18 protein-coding genes and 1 riboswitch are annotated in these 19,862 nt (G+C 68.0%); of the genes, 14 read left to right on the top strand and 4 right to left on the bottom strand.

Annotation, left to right across the window (positions count from 1 at the left end):
• Positions 1–214 precede the first annotated feature (214 nt).
• From AB0M87_RS32020 to AB0M87_RS31975, 10 genes are all read left to right on the top strand, one after another.
• Entirely contained in the window at positions 215–823 is a 609-nt protein-coding gene (locus tag AB0M87_RS32020; protein WP_365859241.1) for a CDP-alcohol phosphatidyltransferase family protein, read from the top strand.
• Between the two features lie 113 nt (positions 824–936).
• On the top strand, positions 937–3,432 hold the full coding sequence (locus AB0M87_RS32015; RefSeq protein WP_365859239.1) for a mannose-1-phosphate guanyltransferase: 2,496 nt from the start codon (positions 937–939) through the stop codon (positions 3,430–3,432).
• A gap of 97 nt (positions 3,433–3,529) precedes the next feature.
• Positions 3,530–4,450, top strand: a complete 921-nt coding sequence (locus AB0M87_RS32010; protein WP_365859237.1) for a DUF881 domain-containing protein — start codon at positions 3,530–3,532, stop codon at positions 4,448–4,450.
• On the top strand, positions 4,447–4,779 hold the full coding sequence (locus AB0M87_RS32005) for a small basic family protein (protein WP_365859235.1): 333 nt from the start codon (positions 4,447–4,449) through the stop codon (positions 4,777–4,779). The genes AB0M87_RS32010 and AB0M87_RS32005 overlap by 4 nt, the downstream gene beginning before the upstream one ends.
• Positions 4,780–4,784: 5 nt before the next feature.
• On the top strand, positions 4,785–5,681 hold the full coding sequence (locus tag AB0M87_RS32000; RefSeq protein ID WP_365859233.1) for a DUF881 domain-containing protein: 897 nt from the start codon (positions 4,785–4,787) through the stop codon (positions 5,679–5,681).
• Between the two features lie 148 nt (positions 5,682–5,829).
• Positions 5,830–6,684, top strand: a complete 855-nt coding sequence (locus AB0M87_RS31995) for an FHA domain-containing protein (RefSeq protein ID WP_365859247.1) — start codon at positions 5,830–5,832, stop codon at positions 6,682–6,684.
• 16 nt (positions 6,685–6,700) lie between these two features.
• Positions 6,701–7,444: a MerR family transcriptional regulator gene (locus AB0M87_RS31990; protein WP_365859231.1), complete on the top strand. Its 744-nt coding sequence runs from the start codon at positions 6,701–6,703 to the stop codon at positions 7,442–7,444.
• Between the two features lie 53 nt (positions 7,445–7,497).
• Positions 7,498–7,971, top strand: a complete 474-nt coding sequence (locus tag AB0M87_RS31985; RefSeq protein ID WP_365859229.1) for a bifunctional nuclease family protein — start codon at positions 7,498–7,500, stop codon at positions 7,969–7,971.
• A 165-nt stretch (positions 7,972–8,136) separates the two neighbouring features.
• A complete protein-coding gene (locus AB0M87_RS31980; RefSeq protein WP_365859227.1) occupies positions 8,137–8,730 on the top strand; it encodes a MerR family transcriptional regulator in 594 nt (197 codons plus the stop codon).
• Positions 8,731–8,829: 99 nt separating this feature from the next.
• A complete protein-coding gene (locus AB0M87_RS31975; protein WP_365859225.1) occupies positions 8,830–10,284 on the top strand; it encodes a DNA polymerase IV in 1,455 nt (484 codons plus the stop codon).
• Here AB0M87_RS31975 and AB0M87_RS31970 read toward each other — a convergent pair.
• The gene (locus tag AB0M87_RS31970; protein ID WP_365859223.1) at positions 10,203–10,577 is read right to left on the bottom strand and encodes a PRC-barrel domain-containing protein; all 375 of its coding nucleotides are present in this window, start codon (positions 10,575–10,577) and stop codon (positions 10,203–10,205) included. The two genes, AB0M87_RS31975 and AB0M87_RS31970, sit on opposite strands and share 82 nt — an antisense overlap.
• 148 nt (positions 10,578–10,725) lie before the next feature.
• A riboswitch (glycine riboswitch) is annotated at positions 10,726–10,824 on the top strand.
• A 187-nt stretch (positions 10,825–11,011) separates the two neighbouring features.
• On the opposite strand from AB0M87_RS31970, the gene gcvP reads away from it, so the two are divergent.
• Complete coding sequence (gcvP, locus tag AB0M87_RS31965) at positions 11,012–13,897, top strand: aminomethyl-transferring glycine dehydrogenase (RefSeq protein WP_365859221.1); 2,886 nt, start codon at positions 11,012–11,014, stop codon at positions 13,895–13,897.
• A gap of 117 nt (positions 13,898–14,014) precedes the next feature.
• On the opposite strand, the gene AB0M87_RS31960 is transcribed toward gcvP, so the two are convergent.
• Together AB0M87_RS31960 and AB0M87_RS31955 are read right to left on the bottom strand one after the other, a co-directional pair.
• Complete coding sequence (locus AB0M87_RS31960) at positions 14,015–14,218, bottom strand: DUF5999 family protein (RefSeq protein ID WP_365859219.1); 204 nt, start codon at positions 14,216–14,218, stop codon at positions 14,015–14,017.
• A 296-nt stretch (positions 14,219–14,514) separates the two neighbouring features.
• Complete coding sequence (locus AB0M87_RS31955) at positions 14,515–15,108, bottom strand: hypothetical protein (RefSeq protein WP_365859217.1); 594 nt, start codon at positions 15,106–15,108, stop codon at positions 14,515–14,517.
• Positions 15,109–15,615: 507 nt separating this feature from the next.
• Between AB0M87_RS31955 and AB0M87_RS31950 the strand changes: the two genes are divergently transcribed.
• Together AB0M87_RS31950 and AB0M87_RS31945 are read left to right on the top strand one after the other, a co-directional pair.
• Complete coding sequence (locus AB0M87_RS31950) at positions 15,616–17,136, top strand: glutamate--cysteine ligase (protein WP_365859215.1); 1,521 nt, start codon at positions 15,616–15,618, stop codon at positions 17,134–17,136.
• 139 nt (positions 17,137–17,275) lie between these two features.
• The gene (locus AB0M87_RS31945; protein ID WP_365859213.1) at positions 17,276–18,076 is read left to right on the top strand and encodes a CPBP family intramembrane glutamic endopeptidase; all 801 of its coding nucleotides are present in this window, start codon (positions 17,276–17,278) and stop codon (positions 18,074–18,076) included.
• Positions 18,077–18,161: 85 nt separating this feature from the next.
• Here AB0M87_RS31945 and AB0M87_RS31940 read toward each other — a convergent pair whose 3' ends face one another.
• The gene (locus AB0M87_RS31940; RefSeq protein WP_365859211.1) at positions 18,162–18,971 is read right to left on the bottom strand and encodes a PhzF family phenazine biosynthesis protein; all 810 of its coding nucleotides are present in this window, start codon (positions 18,969–18,971) and stop codon (positions 18,162–18,164) included.
• Between the two features lie 149 nt (positions 18,972–19,120).
• On the opposite strand from AB0M87_RS31940, the gene AB0M87_RS31935 reads away from it, so the two are divergent.
• The gene (locus tag AB0M87_RS31935; protein WP_365859209.1) at positions 19,121–19,705 is read left to right on the top strand and encodes a PadR family transcriptional regulator; all 585 of its coding nucleotides are present in this window, start codon (positions 19,121–19,123) and stop codon (positions 19,703–19,705) included.
• Positions 19,706–19,862: the final 157 nt, after the last annotated feature.

Below are 19,862 nucleotides of genomic sequence, written 5' to 3'. Positions count from 1 at the left end.
ACTGCAGGGGGGACCCTGTGGGAGAGTAGGACGCCGCCGAACAATTATTGTGGGGAGCCCCGCACCGTATGGTGCGGGGCTTTTCCGCGTTCCGGGCCCCTCTGCATTTCGGACGGCGGCGGAGGCCTTCTGCGCCCCCCTGTGCCCCGACCGGCAATCGCTGCGGGTAGGGTCAGGGGGCATCGTTCGTACGTTCCTCACAGGAGGCCCCCGGGTGGAGGTCCAGGAGACCCGTGTTCAGACGGACCGGGTCCTCACCATCCCCAACATCCTCAGCATGGCGCGTCTGGTCGGCGTGCCGGTTTTCCTGTGGCTGATTCTCCGCCCCGAGTTCGGCGGCCCCAAGAGTGATGGCTGGGCGCTGCTCGTGCTGATGCTCAGCGGCGTGAGTGACTACCTCGACGGCAAACTCGCCCGTCGCTGGAACCAGATCAGCAGCCTCGGGCGGCTGCTCGACCCCGCGGCAGACCGACTCTTCATCCTTTCCACGCTGGTCGGCCTCACTTGGCGTGAGATCCTTCCACTTTGGTTGACTGCCGCACTATTGGCCCGCGAGCTGATGCTTCTGGTGATGGTGGGAATCCTTCGCCGGCACGGCTATCCGCCGCCCCAGGTGAACTTTCTGGGGAAGGCGGCTACGTTCAACCTGATGTACGCGTTTCCCTTGCTGCTGCTGAGTGACGGGACCGGTTGGCTCAACACTGTTGCGGCGATCTTCGGATGGGCGTTCGCAGGGTGGGGTACAACGCTCTATTGGTGGGCAGGAGTGCTGTACGTGGTACAGGTCCGCCGACTGGTCAAGGCGGACGCAACAGCCGATTGAACTCGTCGATGCGCGCCGCGCCGTGTGGGCGGATAGCGTAAGAAGCCTGAATGTCCTGACCGGACGAGTGAAGTCGGCTGGACCGTCGTCTCTTCAAGGAGGACGCTTCCGACATGAAAGCTGTCGTGATGGCCGGCGGCGAAGGCACGCGTCTTCGCCCAATGACTTCGAGCATGCCCAAGCCGCTCCTGCCGGTGGTCAACCGGCCGATCATGGAACACGTGCTGCGGTTGCTCAAGCGGCATGGGCTCAATGAGACCGTCGTCACCGTGCAGTTTCTCGCCTCCCTGGTCAAGAACTACTTCGGTGACGGCGAGGAGCTCGGTATGGAGCTCACGTACGCCAACGAGGAGAAGCCTCTCGGAACTGCAGGCAGCGTCAAGAACGCCGAAGAGGCACTGAAGGACGACGCCTTTCTCGTCATCTCGGGAGATGCGCTCACAGATTTCGACCTGACTGACCTCATCAATTTCCACAAGGAGAAGGGCGCACTCGTCACGGTGTGCCTGACCCGAGTGCCGAATCCGCTCGAATTCGGGATCACCATCGTCGATGAAGAGGGAAAGGTCGAGCGCTTCCTGGAGAAGCCGACCTGGGGTCAGGTTTTCTCGGACACGGTGAACACGGGCATCTACGTGATGGAGCCCGAAGTCTTCAATTATGTCGAGGCCGACGTCTCCGTCGACTGGTCGGGTGATGTGTTCCCGCAGTTGATGAAGGAAGGTAAGCCGGTCTACGGATATATCGCCGAGGGCTACTGGGAGGACGTCGGAACTCACGAGAGCTACGTCAAGGCCCAGGCCGACGTGCTCGAGGGCAAGGTCGACGTGGACATCGACGGTTTCGAGATCTCGCCCGGGGTCTGGGTCGCCGAGGGTGCCGACGTGCACCCGGACGCCGTTCTCCGAGGCCCCCTCTACGTGGGTGACTATGCCAAGATCGAAGCCGACGTGGAGATCCGCGAACACACCGTCGTAGGCTCCAACGTGGTCGTGAAGACCGGTGCATTCCTGCACAAAGCCGTTGTGCACGACAATGTGTACATAGGGCAGCACAGCAATCTCCGCGGCTGTGTGATCGGCAAGAACACCGACATCATGCGGGCAGCCCGCATCGAGGACGGTGCCGTGATCGGCGACGAGTGCCTGGTCGGCGAGGAATCGATCATTCAGGGCAATGTCCGGGTTTATCCCTTCAAGACCATCGAGGCCGGTGCTTTTGTCAACACCTCGGTGATCTGGGAATCCCGCGGACAGGCGCATCTTTTCGGTGCCAGGGGTGTCTCCGGGGTCCTCAACGTCGAAATCACTCCGGAACTCGCGGTGCGTCTGGCCGGGGCGTACGCCACCACGCTCAAGAAGGGCTCCACGGTCACCACAGCACGCGACCACTCACGTGGCGCACGTGCTCTGAAGCGAGCGGTGATCTCCGCCCTCCAGGCCAGCGCGATCGATGTACGGGATCTGGAGAACGTGCCGCTGCCCGTAGCAAGACAGCAAACCGCGCGGGGTAGCGCGGGCGGCATCATGATCCGTACGTCGCCCGGCGTGCCCGACTCGGTGGACATCATGTTCTTCGACGAGCGCGGCGCCGACCTCTCCCAGGGCGGCCAGCGCAAACTCGACCGGGTATACGCACGACAGGAATACCGCCGCGCGTTTCCGGGTGAGATCGGAGACCTGCACTTCCCGGCGAGCGTTTTTGACTCGTACACCGGATCGCTGCTCCGGAATGTCGACACCACAGGTATCGCCGAAGCGGGCCTCAAGATCGTCATCGACGCGACCAACGGCAGCGCCGGCCTGGTGCTGCCCAGTCTGCTCGGACGGATTGGTGTCGACGCGCTGGTCATCAATCCGGGCCTCGACGAGTCCCGGCCGACGGAGACCGTCGACTCCCGCAGGTCCGGTCTGGTGCGCCTGGGCGAGATCGTTGCATCCGCGCGGGCGGCCTTCGGCGTGCGGTTCGACCCGGTGGGCGAACGGCTCTCCCTCGTCGACGAGCGCGGAAAGATCATCGAGGACGACCGGGCGCTGCTGGTGATGCTCGATCTGATCGCGGCCGAGCGGCGCAGCGGACGGGTGGCTCTCCCGGTCACCACCACGCGAATCGCCGAGCAGGTGGCCGCATATCACGGGACACAGGTGGAGTGGACGACGACGTCGCCCGACGACCTGACCCGGGTGGGCCGGGAGGACGGCACGATTTTCGGTGGCGACGGCCGCGGCGGCTTCATCGTTCCCGAGTTCAGCAGTGTCTTCGACGGCACCGCGGCCTTCGTCCGGCTGATCGGCCTGGTCTCTCGAACGCAGTTGACCGTCAGCCAGATCGACGCCCGCATTCCGCGTGCTCACGTACTGCGCCGCGACCTGGCCACCCCCTGGGCCGTCAAGGGTCTGGTGATGCGCACGGTGGTGGAGGCAGCAGGAGACCGTGCAGTCGACACCACGGACGGTGTGCGGGTGGTGGAGCCGGACGGCCGCTGGGTGATGGTGCTTCCGGCCCCGGCCGAAGCGGTGACTCATTTGTGGGCGGAAGGCCCGGACGACGCCTCCGCGCAGGCACTGCTCGACGAGTGGGCCGCAGTGGTGGACAGCGCAGGTCACTGAGGCTGCCACGGTGTGCCGGCCAGGGTGTTCACCTGCCCTCCGGCACACCGGTGGGGCCATTGGGTACCGGGTGGCGTGACGTGCGACGATGTGCGGCATGTCGCAGCAGCCCCCCATTCGGAGCACATCCCCGCCTCGGCGCCCCGATGCGTCGATGTCGCTGCTGACCAACGTGATGGACCACAGCCTCGACGACGGTTACGCCGAGGCGACGGCCCGACGCAAGGCCGAGGGACGAGCGGGGATGTCGCGCTCGCTGCGAGCCAAGATCGGTCTGGCCGGGGGGCTGCTCCTGGCTGCCGTCGTCGTGACGGTCGGCGCCGCACAGGCACGGGTGACCGCCCCCGTCGTGGCCAAGGAGCGGCAGGAACTCATCGATCGGGTCGAATCGGAGACCGCGTCGGCGGACACGGAGCAGAAGAAGGTCGACAGCCTCCGTGACGACGTGAGCGCACGGCAGCGCAAGGCACTGGAGAAGCACGGCGGCGACCAGGGCGAGTTGGTGGCGCTGCTCGCCGGCGCGACGGCCGTCCACGGGCCGGGTGTGAAGCTCGTGATCAATGACGCGAAGGACACCGACCAGAGCGGTGGCGGCGGACCTCGGGAGACCAGTGACTTCTCCGACACCGGCCGGGTGCGGGACCGCGACATGCAGCAGTTCGTCAACGGCCTGTGGCAGTCCGGTGCCGAGGCGATCGCCATCAACGGGCAGCGCCTGACCGCCCTGTCGGCGATTCGCGCGGCCGGTGACGCCATACTGGTCGACAACAGGCCGTTGGTCCCGCCGTACACGGTGCTCGCGTTGGGGAACGGGAAGCACCTCAGCGCCGCGTTCCAGGACAGCGCAGGTGGCCGGTATCTACAGGTGTTGAAGGACAGCTACGGCATTCGCGCCACCATGTCCGAGCAGGGCGAAGTGCGCCTCCCCGCGGCCGCGAGCCTGATCGTACGCACAGCAAAGCCGAAGGCCGCCGACACCGACAAGGGCGCGGCACACACAGGGAAGGGCACATCGTGATCGCCGTATTGGGCCTCGTCGTGGGAGTCGTGGTCGGACTGTTCGTCCGGCCCGAAGTACCGGCGATGGTCGAGCCCTATCTGCCGATTGCCGTCGTTGCGGCGCTCGACGCGGTCTTCGGTGGCCTGCGGGCCATGCTCGACGGGATCTTCGTGGACAAGGTCTTCGTGGTCTCGTTCCTGTCGAACGTGGTCGTCGCCGCACTGATCGTCTTCCTGGGCGACAAGTTGGGCGTCGGCGCGCAGTTGTCCACCGGTGTGGTGGTGGTGTTCGGCATCCGCATCTTCTCGAATGCCGCGGCCATTCGCCGGCATGTATTCCGGGCGTGAAACCGATGAACAACGAAGACACACCTGAGGAAAGGCCCGCGCAGACCCCGGAGGGAGCCGCGCAGCCCCCGGAGTCATCCGCGCAGCCCCCGGAGGAGCGCGCGGAAACCCCAGCGGCTCCGGAGACGGCTCAGGCCGATCCGGGCTCCGGAACCGACCCGGAATCAGCGCCGTTGGGCGGGCAAACGGGTCGGCAGCGCTTGTTGGCCGGGTTGTGGCCGCCGCGTGCCTCGCGGGCACAGCTGATCGTCGCGGTGCTGCTGTTCGTGCTGGGGCTGGGCCTGGCGATCCAGGTCCGGTCCACCAGTGACAACAGCGCGTTGCGCGGTGCTCGCCAGGAGGACCTGGTACGCATTCTTGACGAGCTGGACAATCGCACCCAACGCCTCGAGGACGAGAAGCAGAGTCTGCAGACTCAGCGCGCTCAGCTGGAGAGCAGTTCGAACCAGGCCGACGAAGCCCGGAAGCAGACCCGCGAGAAGGCCCGTCAGCTCGGCATCCTGGCCGGCACGGAAGCCGCCCAGGGGCCGGGAATCACCCTTTCCGTCAACGACCCGCACGGCACGGTGGAGGCGGACATGCTGCTCGACACGATTCAGGAGCTGCGGGCCGCCGGTGCGGAAGCCATCCAGATCAACGACGTCCGGATCGTGGCCGACACGTATTTCTCCGACAAGGGCGGCGGCATCAGCGTGGACGGGAAGAAGGTCAGCCCGCCGTACAGGTTCGAGGTGATCGGTAAGCCGCAGGATCTGGAGCCCGCGCTCAATATCCCGGGCGGAGTGGTGCAGACTCTGGAGAAGGAGCAGGCCACCGCCACCGTGACCCGGTCCGAGAAGATCGTCGTGGACGCCTTGCGACCCGCGAAGCGGCCTGACTACGCTCGGTCGTCCTCGCAGTGAAGCAGGGGAACGTGACGGCTACTGGACGCGAGCATCGGGTTGCGGGGGGTCGGCGCGGCGTAAGCGTGGTACGTGGTGGAAACTGTCTGGTGGATACGGACGTTGTAGGGATGTCCGGTTCGGCAGGTGTGTTCGTTGAGAGTTCGTCCTGCCCCACGGGCGGGTCTGTTTCGGTCAAGGGGAATCGCCCGTGAAGTTGTTTGGGAAGTTGTTCGGCAAGAGTGCTCGCGAGGACAGTGCCAACAGCACGGCACGGCACCGCGCCCGGCGCAACGCGGAGGGCGACGACCAGGGCGGTGAGCGCCCGCTGTTCCGCGATGAGCTGGGTGACCGCGGCGCGTCGTCTGTTGACCCTGCCGGTGACGGCCGCATAGGTTTTGGAGAAGCGCCAACCTCACGTACGGGTCGAGGAATCACATCCGACCCGTACGCAACCAGTCCCCATGCGGGGGAGACACGGCGGGAGGATGCGTCCATGCCGGTGTGTACGAGGTGCGGCCATCGCAATGCCGAGGCCAGCCGGTTCTGCTCCAACTGCGGAGCCCCCTTGCGCGGCGGAGTGCCCGAGCGTCCTTCGGAGACGACGTCGACGATCTCCATCTCCGGGCTCGAGGCGTACGAGGCGGAGGCGACCGGACAGACCGCCTCGCCCTCGCTGTCCCCCGAAGCCCAGGCGGCCGTCGATGCTCTGCCGCTCGGCTCGGCGCTGCTCGTCGTGCGCCGGGGCCCCAATTCGGGCAGCCGCTTCCTGCTGGACGGTGAGCTGACCACAGCCGGCCGTCACCCGCAGAGCGACATCTTCCTCGACGACGTGACCGTCTCGCGGCGCCACGTGGAGTTCCGCAGGGGTACGGACGGCGGTTTCACCGTCTCGGACGTCGGCAGCCTGAACGGCACGTACGTCAACCGCGAGCGCATTGACGCGGTCGCTCTCGCCAACGGCGACGAGGTGCAGATCGGGAAGTACCGGCTGGTCTTCTATGCGAGCCAGCGGAGCCTGTGACCCGCAGGGAAGGTTCATGCTGCAATCACCGACAGACGGCGGTGCCGATCGAGGCACCGCCGCCGACGACCGGCTGGTGAGCATCGGCACGGTGCTCACCCTGCTCCGGGACGAGTTTCCCGAAGTCACCATTTCCAAAATCCGCTTTCTGGAGGCCGAGGGGCTGGTCGAGCCGCAGCGCACGACGTCCGGCTATCGCAAGTTCAGCGCCGACGACGTCGAGCGACTCGCCCAGGTCCTGAGAATGCAGCGCGACCACTACCTGCCGCTGAAGGTGATCCGGGATCACCTCGACGCGCTGGGCCGTGGCGAGCAGGTGCGGCTTCCGGCCCCCGGCACGCCCAGTGACGTCTCCCCGGGAGGGGACGACGGCGGGACGGGGACTGCGACCGCGGACCGGCTGGGGAGGGACGAGCTGCTGGCCGCCGCCGAAGTAGGTGCGAATGACCTCGCGGAGTGGGAGTCCTACGGGCTGATTTCCAGGGTGCCGGAGGGCGGCTATGACGCCGAGGTGGTGAATGTCGCCAGGCTTCTGGCGGAACTGGGTCGGTTCGGTCTGGAACCGCGACACCTGCGGGCCATGAAAGCCGCCGCGGACCGTGAGTCCGGGCTGATCGAGCAGGTGGTCGCACCGCTACGGCTCAACCGTAATCCGCAGACCAGAGCGCATGCGGAGACGACCACGAAAGAGCTCGCGGAGCTCACCGTGCGGCTGCACGCGGCGCTGGTGCAGACCTCGCTGCGGGTCAGGTTGTACTGATCACGGGGGTGCCCGACTACCCAAACCTGCCGGGCACGTCCTAGGGTTGCTGTGTGAACGAGCTCGACGTTGTGGGTGTCCGGGTGGAAATGCCCTCCAACCAGCCGATCGTGCTCCTGCGTGAAGTGGGAGGCGACCGGTATCTCCCTATCTGGATCGGCCCGGGTGAGGCGACAGCCATCGCCTTCGCCCAGCAGGGCATGGCTCCCGCCAGGCCGCTGACGCACGACCTTTTCAAGGACGTGCTGGAAGCGCTCGGCCAGGAGCTCAGCGAAGTACGCATCACGGATCTGCGTGACGGGGTCTTCTACGCGGAGCTGGTCTTCGCGAGCGGGGTCGAGGTGAGTGCGAGGCCGTCCGACGCCATAGCGCTGGCCCTGCGGACCGGAACGCCGATCTACGGAAGTGACGGCGTGCTCGACGACGCCGGAATCGCCATCCCCGACGAGCAGGAGGACGAGGTGGAGAAGTTCCGCGAGTTCCTCGACCAGATCTCGCCGGAGGATTTCGGGACCAACAGCCAGTGACACACCGACCGACGTGGTCAGCGCATTCGGCAAGCCTTTCCCGGAAGAGCGGCACGAGAAACCACTCTTAGGGTGATTATCACTCGGCGTGCCGAGTGTGGCGATCGTTGACGCACCCCGGGTGACTGCCTACCTTCGAGAGGGCAGGTCAAGGAGGAGGTCGGCGTGAGAAGCACCGGGGACAGTACGACTGGGGGCGCCCCCGGACGAAGTCTGGGGGCGGGCGGACCGTATCCATTGCAGGGCTCCGCGGCCGAACCCGTGACCGACACCGTGGGGTACCGCGGACCGACCGCGTGTGCGGCCGCCGGGATCACCTACCGGCAGCTCGACTACTGGGCGCGTACCGGGCTCGTGGAGCCGAGCGTGCGGTCGGCTCACGGCTCGGGAAGCCAGCGTCTCTACAGCTTCCGTGACGTGGTCCTCCTCAAGATCGTGAAGCGGTTCCTGGACACGGGTGTGGCTCTCCAGAACATCCGTACCGCGGTCCGGCACCTCCGGGACCGCGATACTGCGGATCTCGACCTGATGACGCTGATGAGCGACGGCGCGACGGTGTACGAGTGCACGTCCTCCGACGAAGTGGTCGGCCTGCTCCAGGGCGGCCAGGGCATCTTCGGTATCGCCGTCGGGGTGGTGCTGCGCGACGTGCGGAGGGCGCTCTCCGAGCTGCACGGTGAGCGGGTCGACACCGGCGAGACACTGATCGGCCCCAACCCCGCGGACGAACTGGCCAGACGGCGCAACCGAGCCGTCTGAGCGGACGAACTACTGGCCAGACGGCGCAACCGAGCCGAATGAGAGGTCCACGGCTGCGCGCGGGCCCCATTGTCAGTGTCATAGGGCAGCATCGGTGGTGTGAGAGCCGCGCCCACCATTCTGCATCTGGACATGGATGCCTTCTTCGCCGCCGCGGAACAGGCGGCGAAGCCGAGCCTGCGCGGAAAGCCGGTGGTCGTCGGCGGACTCGGCCCACGCGGCGTCGTCTCCACTGCTTCGTACGAGGCCCGGCGTTTCGGGGTCCACTCGGCGATGCCGATGGCGCAGGCCCGTCGGCTGTGTCCGAACGCGGCCTACCTGGTGCCACGGTTCACCCTGTACCGCGAGGTGAGCAACCAGGTGATGGAGCTGCTCGGGCGGCTCTCCCCGCTCGTCGAACCGCTGAGCCTGGACGAGGCCTTCGTCGATCTGGAAGCCGGCGGGGTGGCCGACGACACGGCGTCCGCGCGGCGCGTCGGCGAGCAGTTGCGCAGGGACATCCTGGTGGTGACCGGGCTCAGCGGATCGGTCGGCCTGGCCGGTTCCAAGATGCTGGCGAAGATCGGCTCCGAGCAGGCCAAGCCGGACGGACTGGTGCTGATCGAACCGGGCACCGAGCGGGAACTGCTGGCCCCGCTGAGCGTGCGCACGCTGCCGGGCGTGGGCCCCGCCACCGGCGAACACCTGAGGCGGGCCGGGATGACGACGGTCTCGCACCTCGCGGAGGCCGGTGAGGGCGAACTGGTGCGGCTGCTGGGCAAGGCGCACGGCGGATCCCTGTACCGGATGGCGGTCGGATACGACGACCGCCCGGTGATCGCCGAGCGGGACACCAAGTCGGTCTCCGTCGAGGACACCTTCGACGTGGATCTGCACGACAGGCAGCGGGTGAAGTCGGAGGTCGGCCGGCTGGCGGACCGGTGTGTGCAGCGGTTGCGCGCTGCAGAGCGCTCGGGCCGGACAGTGGTCCTCAAGGTGCGCAGATACGACTTCTCCACGCTGACGCGTTCCGAGACCCTCCGCGGGCCCACCGACGACCCCTCCGTGGTGCGTGAGGCCGCAGGCCGGTTGCTCGAGGCGGTGGACACCACGGGAGGGGTCAGGCTGCTGGGTGTGGGTGTCACCGGGCTCGCCGACTTCACCCAGGAGGATCTGTTCGCCCAGGCCGCCGCCGAACGCGCCGCAGAACCGGAGCCGGAAGACCGAGCGGCCCTCCCGAGCACCGACGGGACACCGGCCGAGGAGCCGCGGCCACCCGCCCCCCGCCGTTGGCCCGCCGGGCAGGATGTGCGGCACAGCGAGTACGGGGCGGGATGGGTGCAGGGCAGCGGGGTGGGGCGGGTGACGGTGCGGTTCGAGGAGCCGTGGTCGACGGGACCGGGGCGGGTGCGGACGTTCGGCGTCGACGATCCCCATCTGGCACCGGCGGAGCCGTTGCCGCTGGTGCGGGCGGTCGAGGCCGACCCGGACGATCAGCCTTCGCCGCCCGCGAGCCGGCCGAAGTCACGGTCCGGGGACGGCGCGGGAGCCGGCGCCGAGACGTCGAGACCATAGTGGTGGTAGAGCTGGAGCTCCTGTTCCGGGGAGAGATGCCGGCCGACACCGAAATCCGGCGCGTCCTTGATCAGGGTCCGGTCGAAGGGCACCCGCAGCGCCTCCTGGACCACCTCGCTGGGTGCCAGCGGCACGAAGGCGTCCCTGCTGAACAGGCCGGTGCGGACGGCCGCCCATTCGGGTGACCCCGTGGCGTCGTCGAGATAGACCTCGTCCACCGTGCCTATCTTGAGACCATTGCGGTCGAATGCCTTGCGGCCGATCAGGTTGCGCGGATCGATGTCGGTCTGCACGGTCCCTCCAACTGGTCGCAACTGGTCGGAACATCCCCACGGATCTACGCCCCCCACATATCCGTATTCCCTACAGAAGGGCAGATGCCGGGCATCGGCCACTCGAATACGGTGGATGTGCCGCGCTGGTAGGCTGGCCAGTGGCTACTGACCCCGCGCGGGAGAGTCCTCCGGACGAAGTGTCCGGAGGCGCCGAAGGAGCAAATCCTCCCCGGAATCTCTCAGGCACACGTACCGCACGGACGAGGTCACTCTGGAAAGCAGGGGCGGGCATCGGACGGGCACGTCCGGAACCCCTCCTCACCGACGGTGAAAGCCGGCATGTCCCCGGACGGCCGGTGAAACTCTCAGGTTGAGATGACAGAGGGGGAGGCCGTCCGGGTACCCGTGCAGCGGTACCTCTCGCAGGTCGTATCGACCAGGAGGCCTCCCATATGACCGCCGACCGCATTCCGCTCTCCCGGCTGGAGCGTGGCATCCCCTTCGAGCAGCGCCACATCGGGCCCGACGCCGGCGCCCAGGCCAAGATGCTCGCCCATGTCGGTTACGGCTCGCTGGACGAGCTCACCTCCGCCGCGGTGCCCGAAGTCATCAGGAGCGCCGACGAGCTGCGGCTCCCCGAGGCCCGGACCGAGGCCGAGGTACTCGCGGAGCTTCGCTCCCTTGCCGATCGCAACCGGGTGATGGCCCCCATGATCGGGCTCGGCTACTACGGCACCTTCACGCCGCCGGTGATCCTCCGCAACGTCATGGAGAACCCCGCCTGGTACACCGCGTACACGCCCTACCAGCCGGAGATCTCGCAGGGCCGCCTCGAGGCGCTGCTCAACTTCCAGACCGTGGTCGCCGATCTCACCGGGCTGCCCACATCGGGCGCCTCGCTGCTCGACGAGGGCACCGCGGCGGCCGAGGCGATGTCACTCGCCCGCCGGGTCGGCAAGGTGAAGAACGGTGTCTTCCTGGTCGACGCCGACGCGCTGCCGCAGACGGTGGCGGTGATCGAGACCCGAGCCGAGCCGGCCGGCGTGGAGGTCGTGGTCGCCGACCTGAGCGACGGTATTCCGGCTGAGGTCGCCGAGCGCGGGGTGTTCGGCGTGCTGCTGCAGTACCCGGGCGCCTCAGGCGGCGTACACGACATCCGGCCGGTCGTGGAGCAGGCGCACGAGCTCGGGGCGATCGTCACCGTTGCCGCCGATCTGCTCGCGCTGACCCTGCTCACCTCGCCGGGTGAACTCGGCGCCGACATTGCGGTGGGCACCACCCAGCGCTTCGGCGTGCCGATGGGCTTCGGCGGCCCGCACGCCGGGTTCATGGCCGTGCGCGAGAAGTTCGCGCGCAGCCTGCCCGGTCGGCTCGTGGGGGTTTCGGTGGACGCCGACGGCAACAAGGCGTACCGGCTGGCCCTTCAGACGCGTGAGCAGCACATCCGCCGGGAGAAGGCCACCAGCAACATCTGCACCGCGCAGGTGCTGCTCGCGGTGATGGCGGGGATGTACGCGGTGTATCACGGTCCGGACGGCCTGCGGGACATCGCCCGCCGCACCCATCGCTACGCGGCGATCCTGGCCGCCGGCCTGCGCGAGGCAGGCGTCGATGTGGTGCATGCGGAGTACTTCGACACGCTGAGCGTGCGGACCGGCGGAAAGGCCGACGAGGTGGTCGCCGCTGCCCGTGAGGGTGGGGTCAATCTGCGCCGGGTCGACGCCGACCGGGTGTCCATCTCCTGCGACGAGACCACCACCCGGGCCCAGCTGGCCGCCGTCTGGGCGGCCTTCGGTGCCGACTGCGACATCGAGGCACTCGACGGGGCCACGCCCGACGCGCTGCCGCAGGGGTTGCTGCGCCAGGACACGGTGCTCACCCACCCCGTCTTCCACCAGCATCGCTCCGAGACAGCGATGCTGCGCTACCTGCGCAAACTCGCCGACCGGGACTACGCGCTGGACCGCGGCATGATCCCGCTCGGCTCGTGCACGATGAAGCTCAACGCCACCACCGAGATGGAGCCGGTCACCTGGCCCGAATTCGGCGCGATCCACCCGTTCGCGCCGGTCGACCAGGCGCAGGGCTACCTGACGCTCATCCATGAGCTGGAGGAGCGTCTCGCCGAGGTCACCGGGTACGACAAGGTCTCGCTGCAGCCCAATGCCGGCTCGCAGGGGGAACTCGCGGGCCTGCTGGCCGTACGCGCGTACCACCGGGCGAACGGTGACACCGGGCGCACCGTCTGTCTCATCCCGTCGTCGGCGCACGGCACCAACGCCGCCAGTGCCGTGATGGCCGGAATGAAGGTCGTCGTGGTCAAGACCCGCGAGGACGGCGACGTGGACGTGGCGGACCTGCACGCCAAGATCGAGCAGCACGCCGACGAACTGGCTGTCCTGATGGTCACCTATCCCTCGACGCACGGCGTCTTCGAGGAGCACATCAGCGATATCTGCGCGGCGGTGCACGACGCGGGCGGTCAGGTCTATGTGGACGGGGCCAACCTCAACGCGCTGGTTGGACTCGCCAAGCCCGGCAGGTTCGGCTCGGACGTCTCGCACCTCAATCTGCACAAGACCTTCTGCATTCCGCACGGCGGCGGCGGCCCGGGCGTCGGCCCGGTCGGTGTCCGGGCTCACCTGGCTCCGTACCTGCCGAACCACCCGCTGCAGCCGGCCGCGGGTCCGCAGACCGGTATCGGGCCGATCTCGGCCGCGCCCTGGGGTTCTGCGGGCATCCTGCCGATCTCCTGGGCGTACGTGCGTCTCATGGGTGGCGAGGGACTCAAGCGGGCGACGCAGGTGGCCGTGCTCGCGGCCAACTACATCGCCAAGCGACTGGAGCCGCACTACCCGGTGCTCTACACCGGACCGAACGGCCTGGTCGCCCACGAGTGCATCGTGGACCTGCGCCCCCTCTCCAAGGCGACAGGGGTGAGCGTGGACGACATCGCCAAGCGGCTCATCGATTACGGCTTCCACGCCCCGACGATGTCTTTCCCGGTGGCCGGCACGCTGATGATCGAGCCGACCGAGAGCGAGGACCTCACGGAACTCGACCGGTTCTGCGACACGATGATCGCCATTCGCGGTGAGATCGAGAAGGTGGCTTCGGGGGAGTGGCCGGCGGACGACAACCCGCTGGCCAATGCCCCGCACACAGCCGCCGTACTGGGCGGTGACTGGACGCACCCGTACACCCGCGAGGAGGCGGTGTTCCCGGCCGGCGTGTCACCCGCCGACAAGTACTGGCCGCCGGTGCGCCGGATCGACGGCGCCTTCGGTGACCGCAACCTGGTCTGCTCCTGCCCGCCGCTGGACGCCTACGACAACTGACGCGCCCGCAGAAGGCGCACATGCAGGAGGGCCGGTTCGGGGATGTCTCCCGGGCCGGCCCTTCGTCGTCGCGCCCGACTCGCGCACAGTGCCGCGTCGGGCGCGGTGGGAGCACCGCTACGCGGCGGTCGCGAGCCCCGCGCTCAGCGGGCGGTGCGGGGCGATGATCTGCCCGTCCGGCAGCAGTTCACCGGTGTCCTCGAAGATCAGGACGCCGTTGCACAGCAGGCTCCAGCCCTGCTCCGGGTGGTGTGCCACGAGGATCGCGGCTTCCCGGTCGGCGGAATCGGCTGACGGGCAGGATGGCTGGTGCTGGCACATGGATGTGTTCTTTCGCTGCGTTGTGGTGAGTGTCCTGCGGCTCGGTGTGGATGTCATGGCTGCCCCCCGTATCAGTCGGTCCCAGTGTTGCCCCACGGGCGTCGATCCGCAGGGATTTCGCGGCAGCAGGTGCTTCATCATAAGGACGCATCACCCGTGCGGACGGTTCAGCTCAACTGGTCCCGCACTTCGGGTGGTTCGGGGTGGCCCGTACGGACTAGTCCGTACGGGCAGGAAAAGCCCCGTGACCCGGTGAGAGGTCACGGGGCGTGCGAAGGCGGCCGGTAACCCGGAGCTCAGGCAGCTGAGCCGAGCAGCGGTGGCTCCAGCCGCAGGGTCATCATGGGCAGCAGCTCGGAAACCCGGTGCGGGCGGTGAGCGGCGATGCCGGGTGGCGCGGGGGCCAGCGGCACCAGCAGATCGGACGGGGCCGGAGCGGATCCGGCGTCGGAGGCCTCCGGCCCCGTGTCGACGTGCAGCCACAACGTCAGCATGTAGAGCTGGGGCACGGAGAGCAGTCTCGGCTGGTAATGCGCGGTCATGGCATCGGCCTGCCGCAGGGCGTTCTCGGTGGCCGCGATGTACGGGCCCTCGAAGAAGTGCGAAAAGGTCCAGCCGTCCGCGGTGAGTTTGGCGTCCGCGGCGGCCACGGCACGGTCGTCGCCGCTGCGGATCAGGAAACGCCACCCGTTGAGCCGGATACGTGGCGGCTCGCCGCTCGCGATGATCCGGTCCAGTACATGAACCGGAAGGGCCGGTTCAGGGGTCAGCGGCCCCTGGGCGGCGCGCAGAGCAGGGGTACGTGCCTCACGCACGGCGGTAGGTGAGTCAAGGGCCGCGAGGACACTGCGCAGGGCCGGCGCGGGAGCCGGAGGGATGTAAAGCGGCATAATCGTGGGTCGCCTCTCGCTTCGGAGACACGGTGGTGCTTGGGCGGTGCGGACGGCACTGTCAGCTTGCAGGGTCGGCGGGGGCCGGGCGGCCAGGAAACCGTGGTGTTCTCGGGAGGCCGGGGCGTCAACTCGCTGCCTTGTTCGCGGAGTTTATACGACGCGCGTTCACACCGTGTTTCGCCTGGACGACACGGATGTTGCAGGCAAGTGTGTATTCGGACTTTCTTTTGTGCGGGAATCTCCCGGTTCAGCTCGTGTGGAGGCCAGTGACCTCGACAACGCCGGTCCGAGCGGTCGGCCGAAACTGGTCGGCGCTTTCACCGGCTTCTCCGAGTCGGTAACTCTCGATGCTTCATGCCGATTGAATGTGCCACACGACACCTGGTGACTACTCTACTCGTCCCGACCTCCGCGCGGGGAGTTACGGATCAACGAGTCGGGGCATTATCGACGGTGACATGACCGGCGGTTGCCCTGGCCGCCCACTTGAGGAGGGACCCTTCGATGGGGGAGAAGGTCGAGGCAGGCGGAGTGGATCCGTCCGATCGGCAGCGGTACCGGAGAAAGCTCCAGGAGTGCCTTGCGGGTCTCCGGCGACTGCTGGACGAGGAGAGGTTCGATCGTCCGAAGAATCTGATGGGCCTGGAGATCGAACTGAATCTGGCGGGCTCCGACGGTGCGCCGCGCATGATGAACGCGGAGGTGCTGGACCGGATCGCCAGCCGTGATTTCCAGACGGAACTCGGGATGTTCAATCTGGAAGTAAATATCCTTCCGCACCGGCTGGGAGGCCGGGTCTTCGATCAGCTGGCCGAGGAGCTCCGGACCGGTCTCGAGTACGCCCACCGAAAGGCGAACGAGGTCGATGCGGGGATCGTGATGATCGGAATTCTGCCGACGCTCGCCCAGCAGGATCTGGTCTCCGCCAATCTTTCCGATGTCGACCGCTACATGCTGCTCAACGATCAGATGCGTGCCGCCCGCGGCGAGGATTTCCTCCTCGATATCCAGGGGGTCGAGCGGCTCAGGTGCACCTCGGCCTCCATCGCGCCCGAGGCCGCTTGCACCTCCGTTCAGTTGCACCTCCAGGTCACCCCGGCGCGGTTCGCCGATGTGTGGAACGCGGCTCAGGCCATTGCCGCGGTGCAGGTGGCGGTAGGGGCCAACTCGCCCTTTCTCTTCGGCAAGGAGCTGTGGCGGGAGTCCAGGCCGCCGCTCTTCCTGCAGGCCACAGATGTGCGCCCGCCCGAGTTCCAGGCCCAGGGGGTGCGCCCGCGCACCTGGTTCGGGGAGCGGTGGATCGACTCGGTCCACGACCTCTTCGAGGAGAACCTCCGCTACTTTCCGCCGCTGCTGCCGATGTGCGACGACGAGGAGCCGCTGCGGTTGCTGGACGACGGGGGAGTGCCGCGGCTGCCGGAGCTCGTCCTGCACAACGGCACCGTCTACCGCTGGAACCGCCCGGTCTACGACGTCACCGACGGTGTGCCACATCTGCGAGTGGAGAACCGGGTCCTGCCCGCCGGGCCCACGGTGACCGATGTGATCGCCAACGCCGCTTTCTACTACGGCCTGGTCCGAGCGCTCGCCGACGAGCCCCGCCCGGTGTGGAAGCGGCTGCCCTTCGCGGCCGCGGCGGAGAACTTCGACACCGCCTGCAGGTACGGCATCGAAGCCGAGCTCGCGTGGCCCCGGCAGGGCCGTGCCGCAGGTGTGGCGCGGGTGCCTGCCGTACAGCTCGTCCGGGACGAGCTGCTTCCCCTGGCCGCGTCCGGGCTGGACGCCTGGGGCGTCGAGCCGGCGGACCGCGACCGCTGTCTCGGGGTCATCGAGGAACGGTGCAGACGGCGCACGAACGGCGCTTCCTGGCAGGTGAGCACCTATCACCGGGCGCGGGATGCCGGGCTGGAACGCGAGGCCGCGCTGGCTGCCACCACCCGGCGCTACATCGAACTGATGCGGGAGGGCGAACCTGTGCACTCCTGGCCGGTGGGGTTCCCCGCACCGTCGCCCGCTCGGCGCTGACCCATCGGCGGCACGCCGTGCGGGCATCGGGCAAGCTGGTTCTCCCGGGCGGTGACCTTCTCTGCCTCGAAGCCTGAGACCCTGGCAGCACGGTGATGGGGACGAGGCGTGACGGGCCGATGGCCAACTGGAGGCAGGCGTGCAGGCGGATGCGGGGCGAGTGGCTGGTTCTCTTCCCACCGGGGAGGTCTCGCAGCGGTTCCTGCGGTCCGAGACGGTGCTGGTGCTCGCCCTCTCGCTCGGCGCCAGTGGCGTGTCGGCGCTGATCAGCTTTGTCGGAGCGCTGACCAAACCGGGCGGCCTCAAGCATCAGGCCGCCACCCTCAACGGGTCGTACGCGCCGGGCCGCCCATGGCTGGATCTCGCCTGGCAGCTCTTCGGCATCGCGACGGCGCTGGTGCCCGTCGCCCTGGTGGTGCATCTGCTGCTGCGGGAGGGCGCGGGTCTGCGGGCGATCGGGTTCGACCTGACACGGCGGTGGCCGGACCTCGCGCGGGGGGCGTTGATCGCGGCCGGTATCGGCAGCGCCGGGCTCGCGTTCTATCTGGCGGCCAGAGCATCGGGGTTCAACCTGACCGTGGTGCCGGAATCGCTGCCCGACGTGTGGTGGCGGATCCCGGTGCTGATCCTCTCCGCGGTGCAGAACGCCGTACTCGAGGAGGTGATCGTGGTCGGGTACCTGCTGCGCAGACTGGGGCAGTTCGGCTGGACGCCGATGGCGGCGCTGCTCGCGAGCGCGGTGCTGCGCGGCTCCTACCACCTCTACCAGGGGGTCGGCGGTTTCCTCGGCAACCTGGTCATGGGCGTGGTGTTCGTCCTGCTCTACCGCCGGTGGGGCCGGGTCGGTCCGCTGGTCGTGGCTCACTCGCTGCTCGACATAGGAGCCTTCGTCGGGTATGTCCTGCTGGCCGGGAAGGTGGGCTGGCTCCCCACCGCCTGAGCGGTACGCCGGCCTGCCGGCAGCCCCCCGGGGTGCCGAACTGGCGTACCCCGGGGGGCCGTAAGGCACGAGTCCCGGTCCGCCGTCAGACGTGCAACTCGCCGTCGATGACGGTGACCGCGGAGCCGGTGAGCAGAGTGCGCTCGCCGCGCAGCGCGGTCCTGACAACGCCGGAGCGGGCCGAGGCCTGCAGACCGATGAGGTCCTCACGGCCCAGTCGGGCCGACCAGAAGGGGGCAAGCGCCGTGTGGGCGCTGCCGGTCACCGGGTCCTCGTTGATACCGACGCCCGGGAAGAAGCAGCGCGACACGTAGTCGTAGCCGCATCCGGGGTCCGCCGCTGCGGCGGTCACGATGACGCCGCGCCGGGAGTGCGCGGTCAGCGCGGCGAAGTCCGGCGACAGCGCACGCACCGTCTTCTCGTCTGCGACTTCGACCAGCAGATCACCGACCTGGGGTCCCGTTTCACGGACGGCGAGGACCTTGGCACCGAGTGCAGCGGGCAGACCGTCGGGGACCATCGCGGAGGTGAGTGGCGACGTCGGGAAGTCGAGAGTGATGGCGCCGTTCTCCTGTGCGGTGGCTGCGAGGAGCCCGCAGCGGGCCGCGAAGCGCACGGTGCCGCCGGAGGCCCCCGTGGTGTTCAGGACGTGGGCGGTGGCCAGGGTGGCGTGGCCGCACATGTCGACCTCGGTGGCCGGGGTGAACCAGCGCAGTGCCCAGTCGGCTGCTCCGCCCGCAGCGAGCGGGTGGGCGAAGGCCGTTTCGGAGAGGTTGACCTCCGTTGCCACGTTCTGCAGCCATGCGTCGTCGGGGAAGGAGTCGAGCAGCAGGACCCCGGCCGGATTTCCGGCGAAGGGACGGTCGGTGAAGGCGTCAACGATTCGAATCCGCATGTCATGACCGTAGGCGCGGCGGAAAGCCACAGGCCACGGCCAATCGGCTGGAGTTGGACCCGTCTGTCCGCAGAGGTGTTGTCAAACGAAAGCTAGCGATATATCGTTGACGCATCGCGACAGATCAACGATGGAAGGAAGTGAGAGCGATGCGTTCCCATGGACATGGAAACGACGGTCCCGGCCATCGCGGTCGGGGCGACTTCGAGGGACGGCGTGGCGCCTTCGGTCCGTTCGGACCGCCGTTCGGTGGACCCTTCGGGGGGCGTGGCGGCCGGGGCGGCCCCAGGGGGAGGGCGCGCCGCGGTGACGTCCGCGCCTCGATCCTGGCTCTGCTCAAGGACCGGCCCATGCACGGCTACGAGATGATTCAGGAGATCGGCGAGCGCAGCGGAGGGGCCTGGCGACCGAGCCCCGGCTCGGTCTATCCGACGCTGCAATTGCTCGAGGACGAAGGTCTGATCACCAGCGCGAGCGAGGGCGGCAAGAAACTGTTCACGCTCACCGAATCCGGGCGCACTGCGGCCGATGAGGGGCCGGACGCCCCCTGGGAGGCGGCCGGGCGTGGAGGTGACTGGGACACCATCAACGAGATCCGGCAGGAGGGCTTCGGTGTGATGGAAGCATTCGGCCAGGTCTGGCGGACCGGCACCCCGGAGCAGCGGCAGAAGGCGATCGCCCTGATCGGCGAGACGAAGAAGAAGCTCTATCTGATCCTGGCCGACGAGGCATGATCATCCGCGCCGGACAGCCGGCGTGTCAGCGGCGCCGCACGGAAACGCGTGCGGCGCCGCTGCATGTCGGCGTCCTGTCGGTGTGAGCCCGTCATCTCATCCGTAAGGAGGACGGTCCGGGCGCACCTGCCCACCTTCTGCCGGACATCCGAATGCT

It is taken from the genome of Streptomyces sp. NPDC051320, assembly GCF_040682175.1.
Lineage (GTDB): Bacteria > Actinomycetota > Actinomycetes > Streptomycetales > Streptomycetaceae > Streptomyces.
This window is presented reverse-complemented; position numbering and strand designations above follow the sequence as displayed.

Bases quoted from the DNA above. Each gene is read 5' to 3' on its own strand.
- AB0M87_RS32015 (WP_365859239.1), top strand. From the start codon at position 937: ATGAAAGCTGTCGTGATGGCCGGCGGCGAAGGCACGCGTCTTCGCCCA.
- AB0M87_RS32010 (WP_365859237.1), top strand. From the start codon at position 3,530: ATGTCGCAGCAGCCCCCCATTCGGAGCACATCCCCGCCTCGGCGCCCC.
- AB0M87_RS32000 (WP_365859233.1), top strand. From the start codon at position 4,785: ATGAACAACGAAGACACACCTGAGGAAAGGCCCGCGCAGACCCCGGAG.
- AB0M87_RS31990 (WP_365859231.1), top strand. From the start codon at position 6,701: ATGCTGCAATCACCGACAGACGGCGGTGCCGATCGAGGCACCGCCGCC.
- gcvP (WP_365859221.1), top strand. From the start codon at position 11,012: ATGACCGCCGACCGCATTCCGCTCTCCCGGCTGGAGCGTGGCATCCCC.
- AB0M87_RS31960 (WP_365859219.1), bottom strand. From the start codon at position 14,218: ATGTGCCAGCACCAGCCATCCTGCCCGTCAGCCGATTCCGCCGACCGG.
- AB0M87_RS31955 (WP_365859217.1), bottom strand. From the start codon at position 15,108: ATGCCGCTTTACATCCCTCCGGCTCCCGCGCCGGCCCTGCGCAGTGTC.
- AB0M87_RS31950 (WP_365859215.1), top strand. From the start codon at position 15,616: ATGGGGGAGAAGGTCGAGGCAGGCGGAGTGGATCCGTCCGATCGGCAG.
- AB0M87_RS31940 (WP_365859211.1), bottom strand. From the start codon at position 18,971: ATGCGGATTCGAATCGTTGACGCCTTCACCGACCGTCCCTTCGCCGGA.
- AB0M87_RS31935 (WP_365859209.1), top strand. From the start codon at position 19,121: ATGCGTTCCCATGGACATGGAAACGACGGTCCCGGCCATCGCGGTCGG.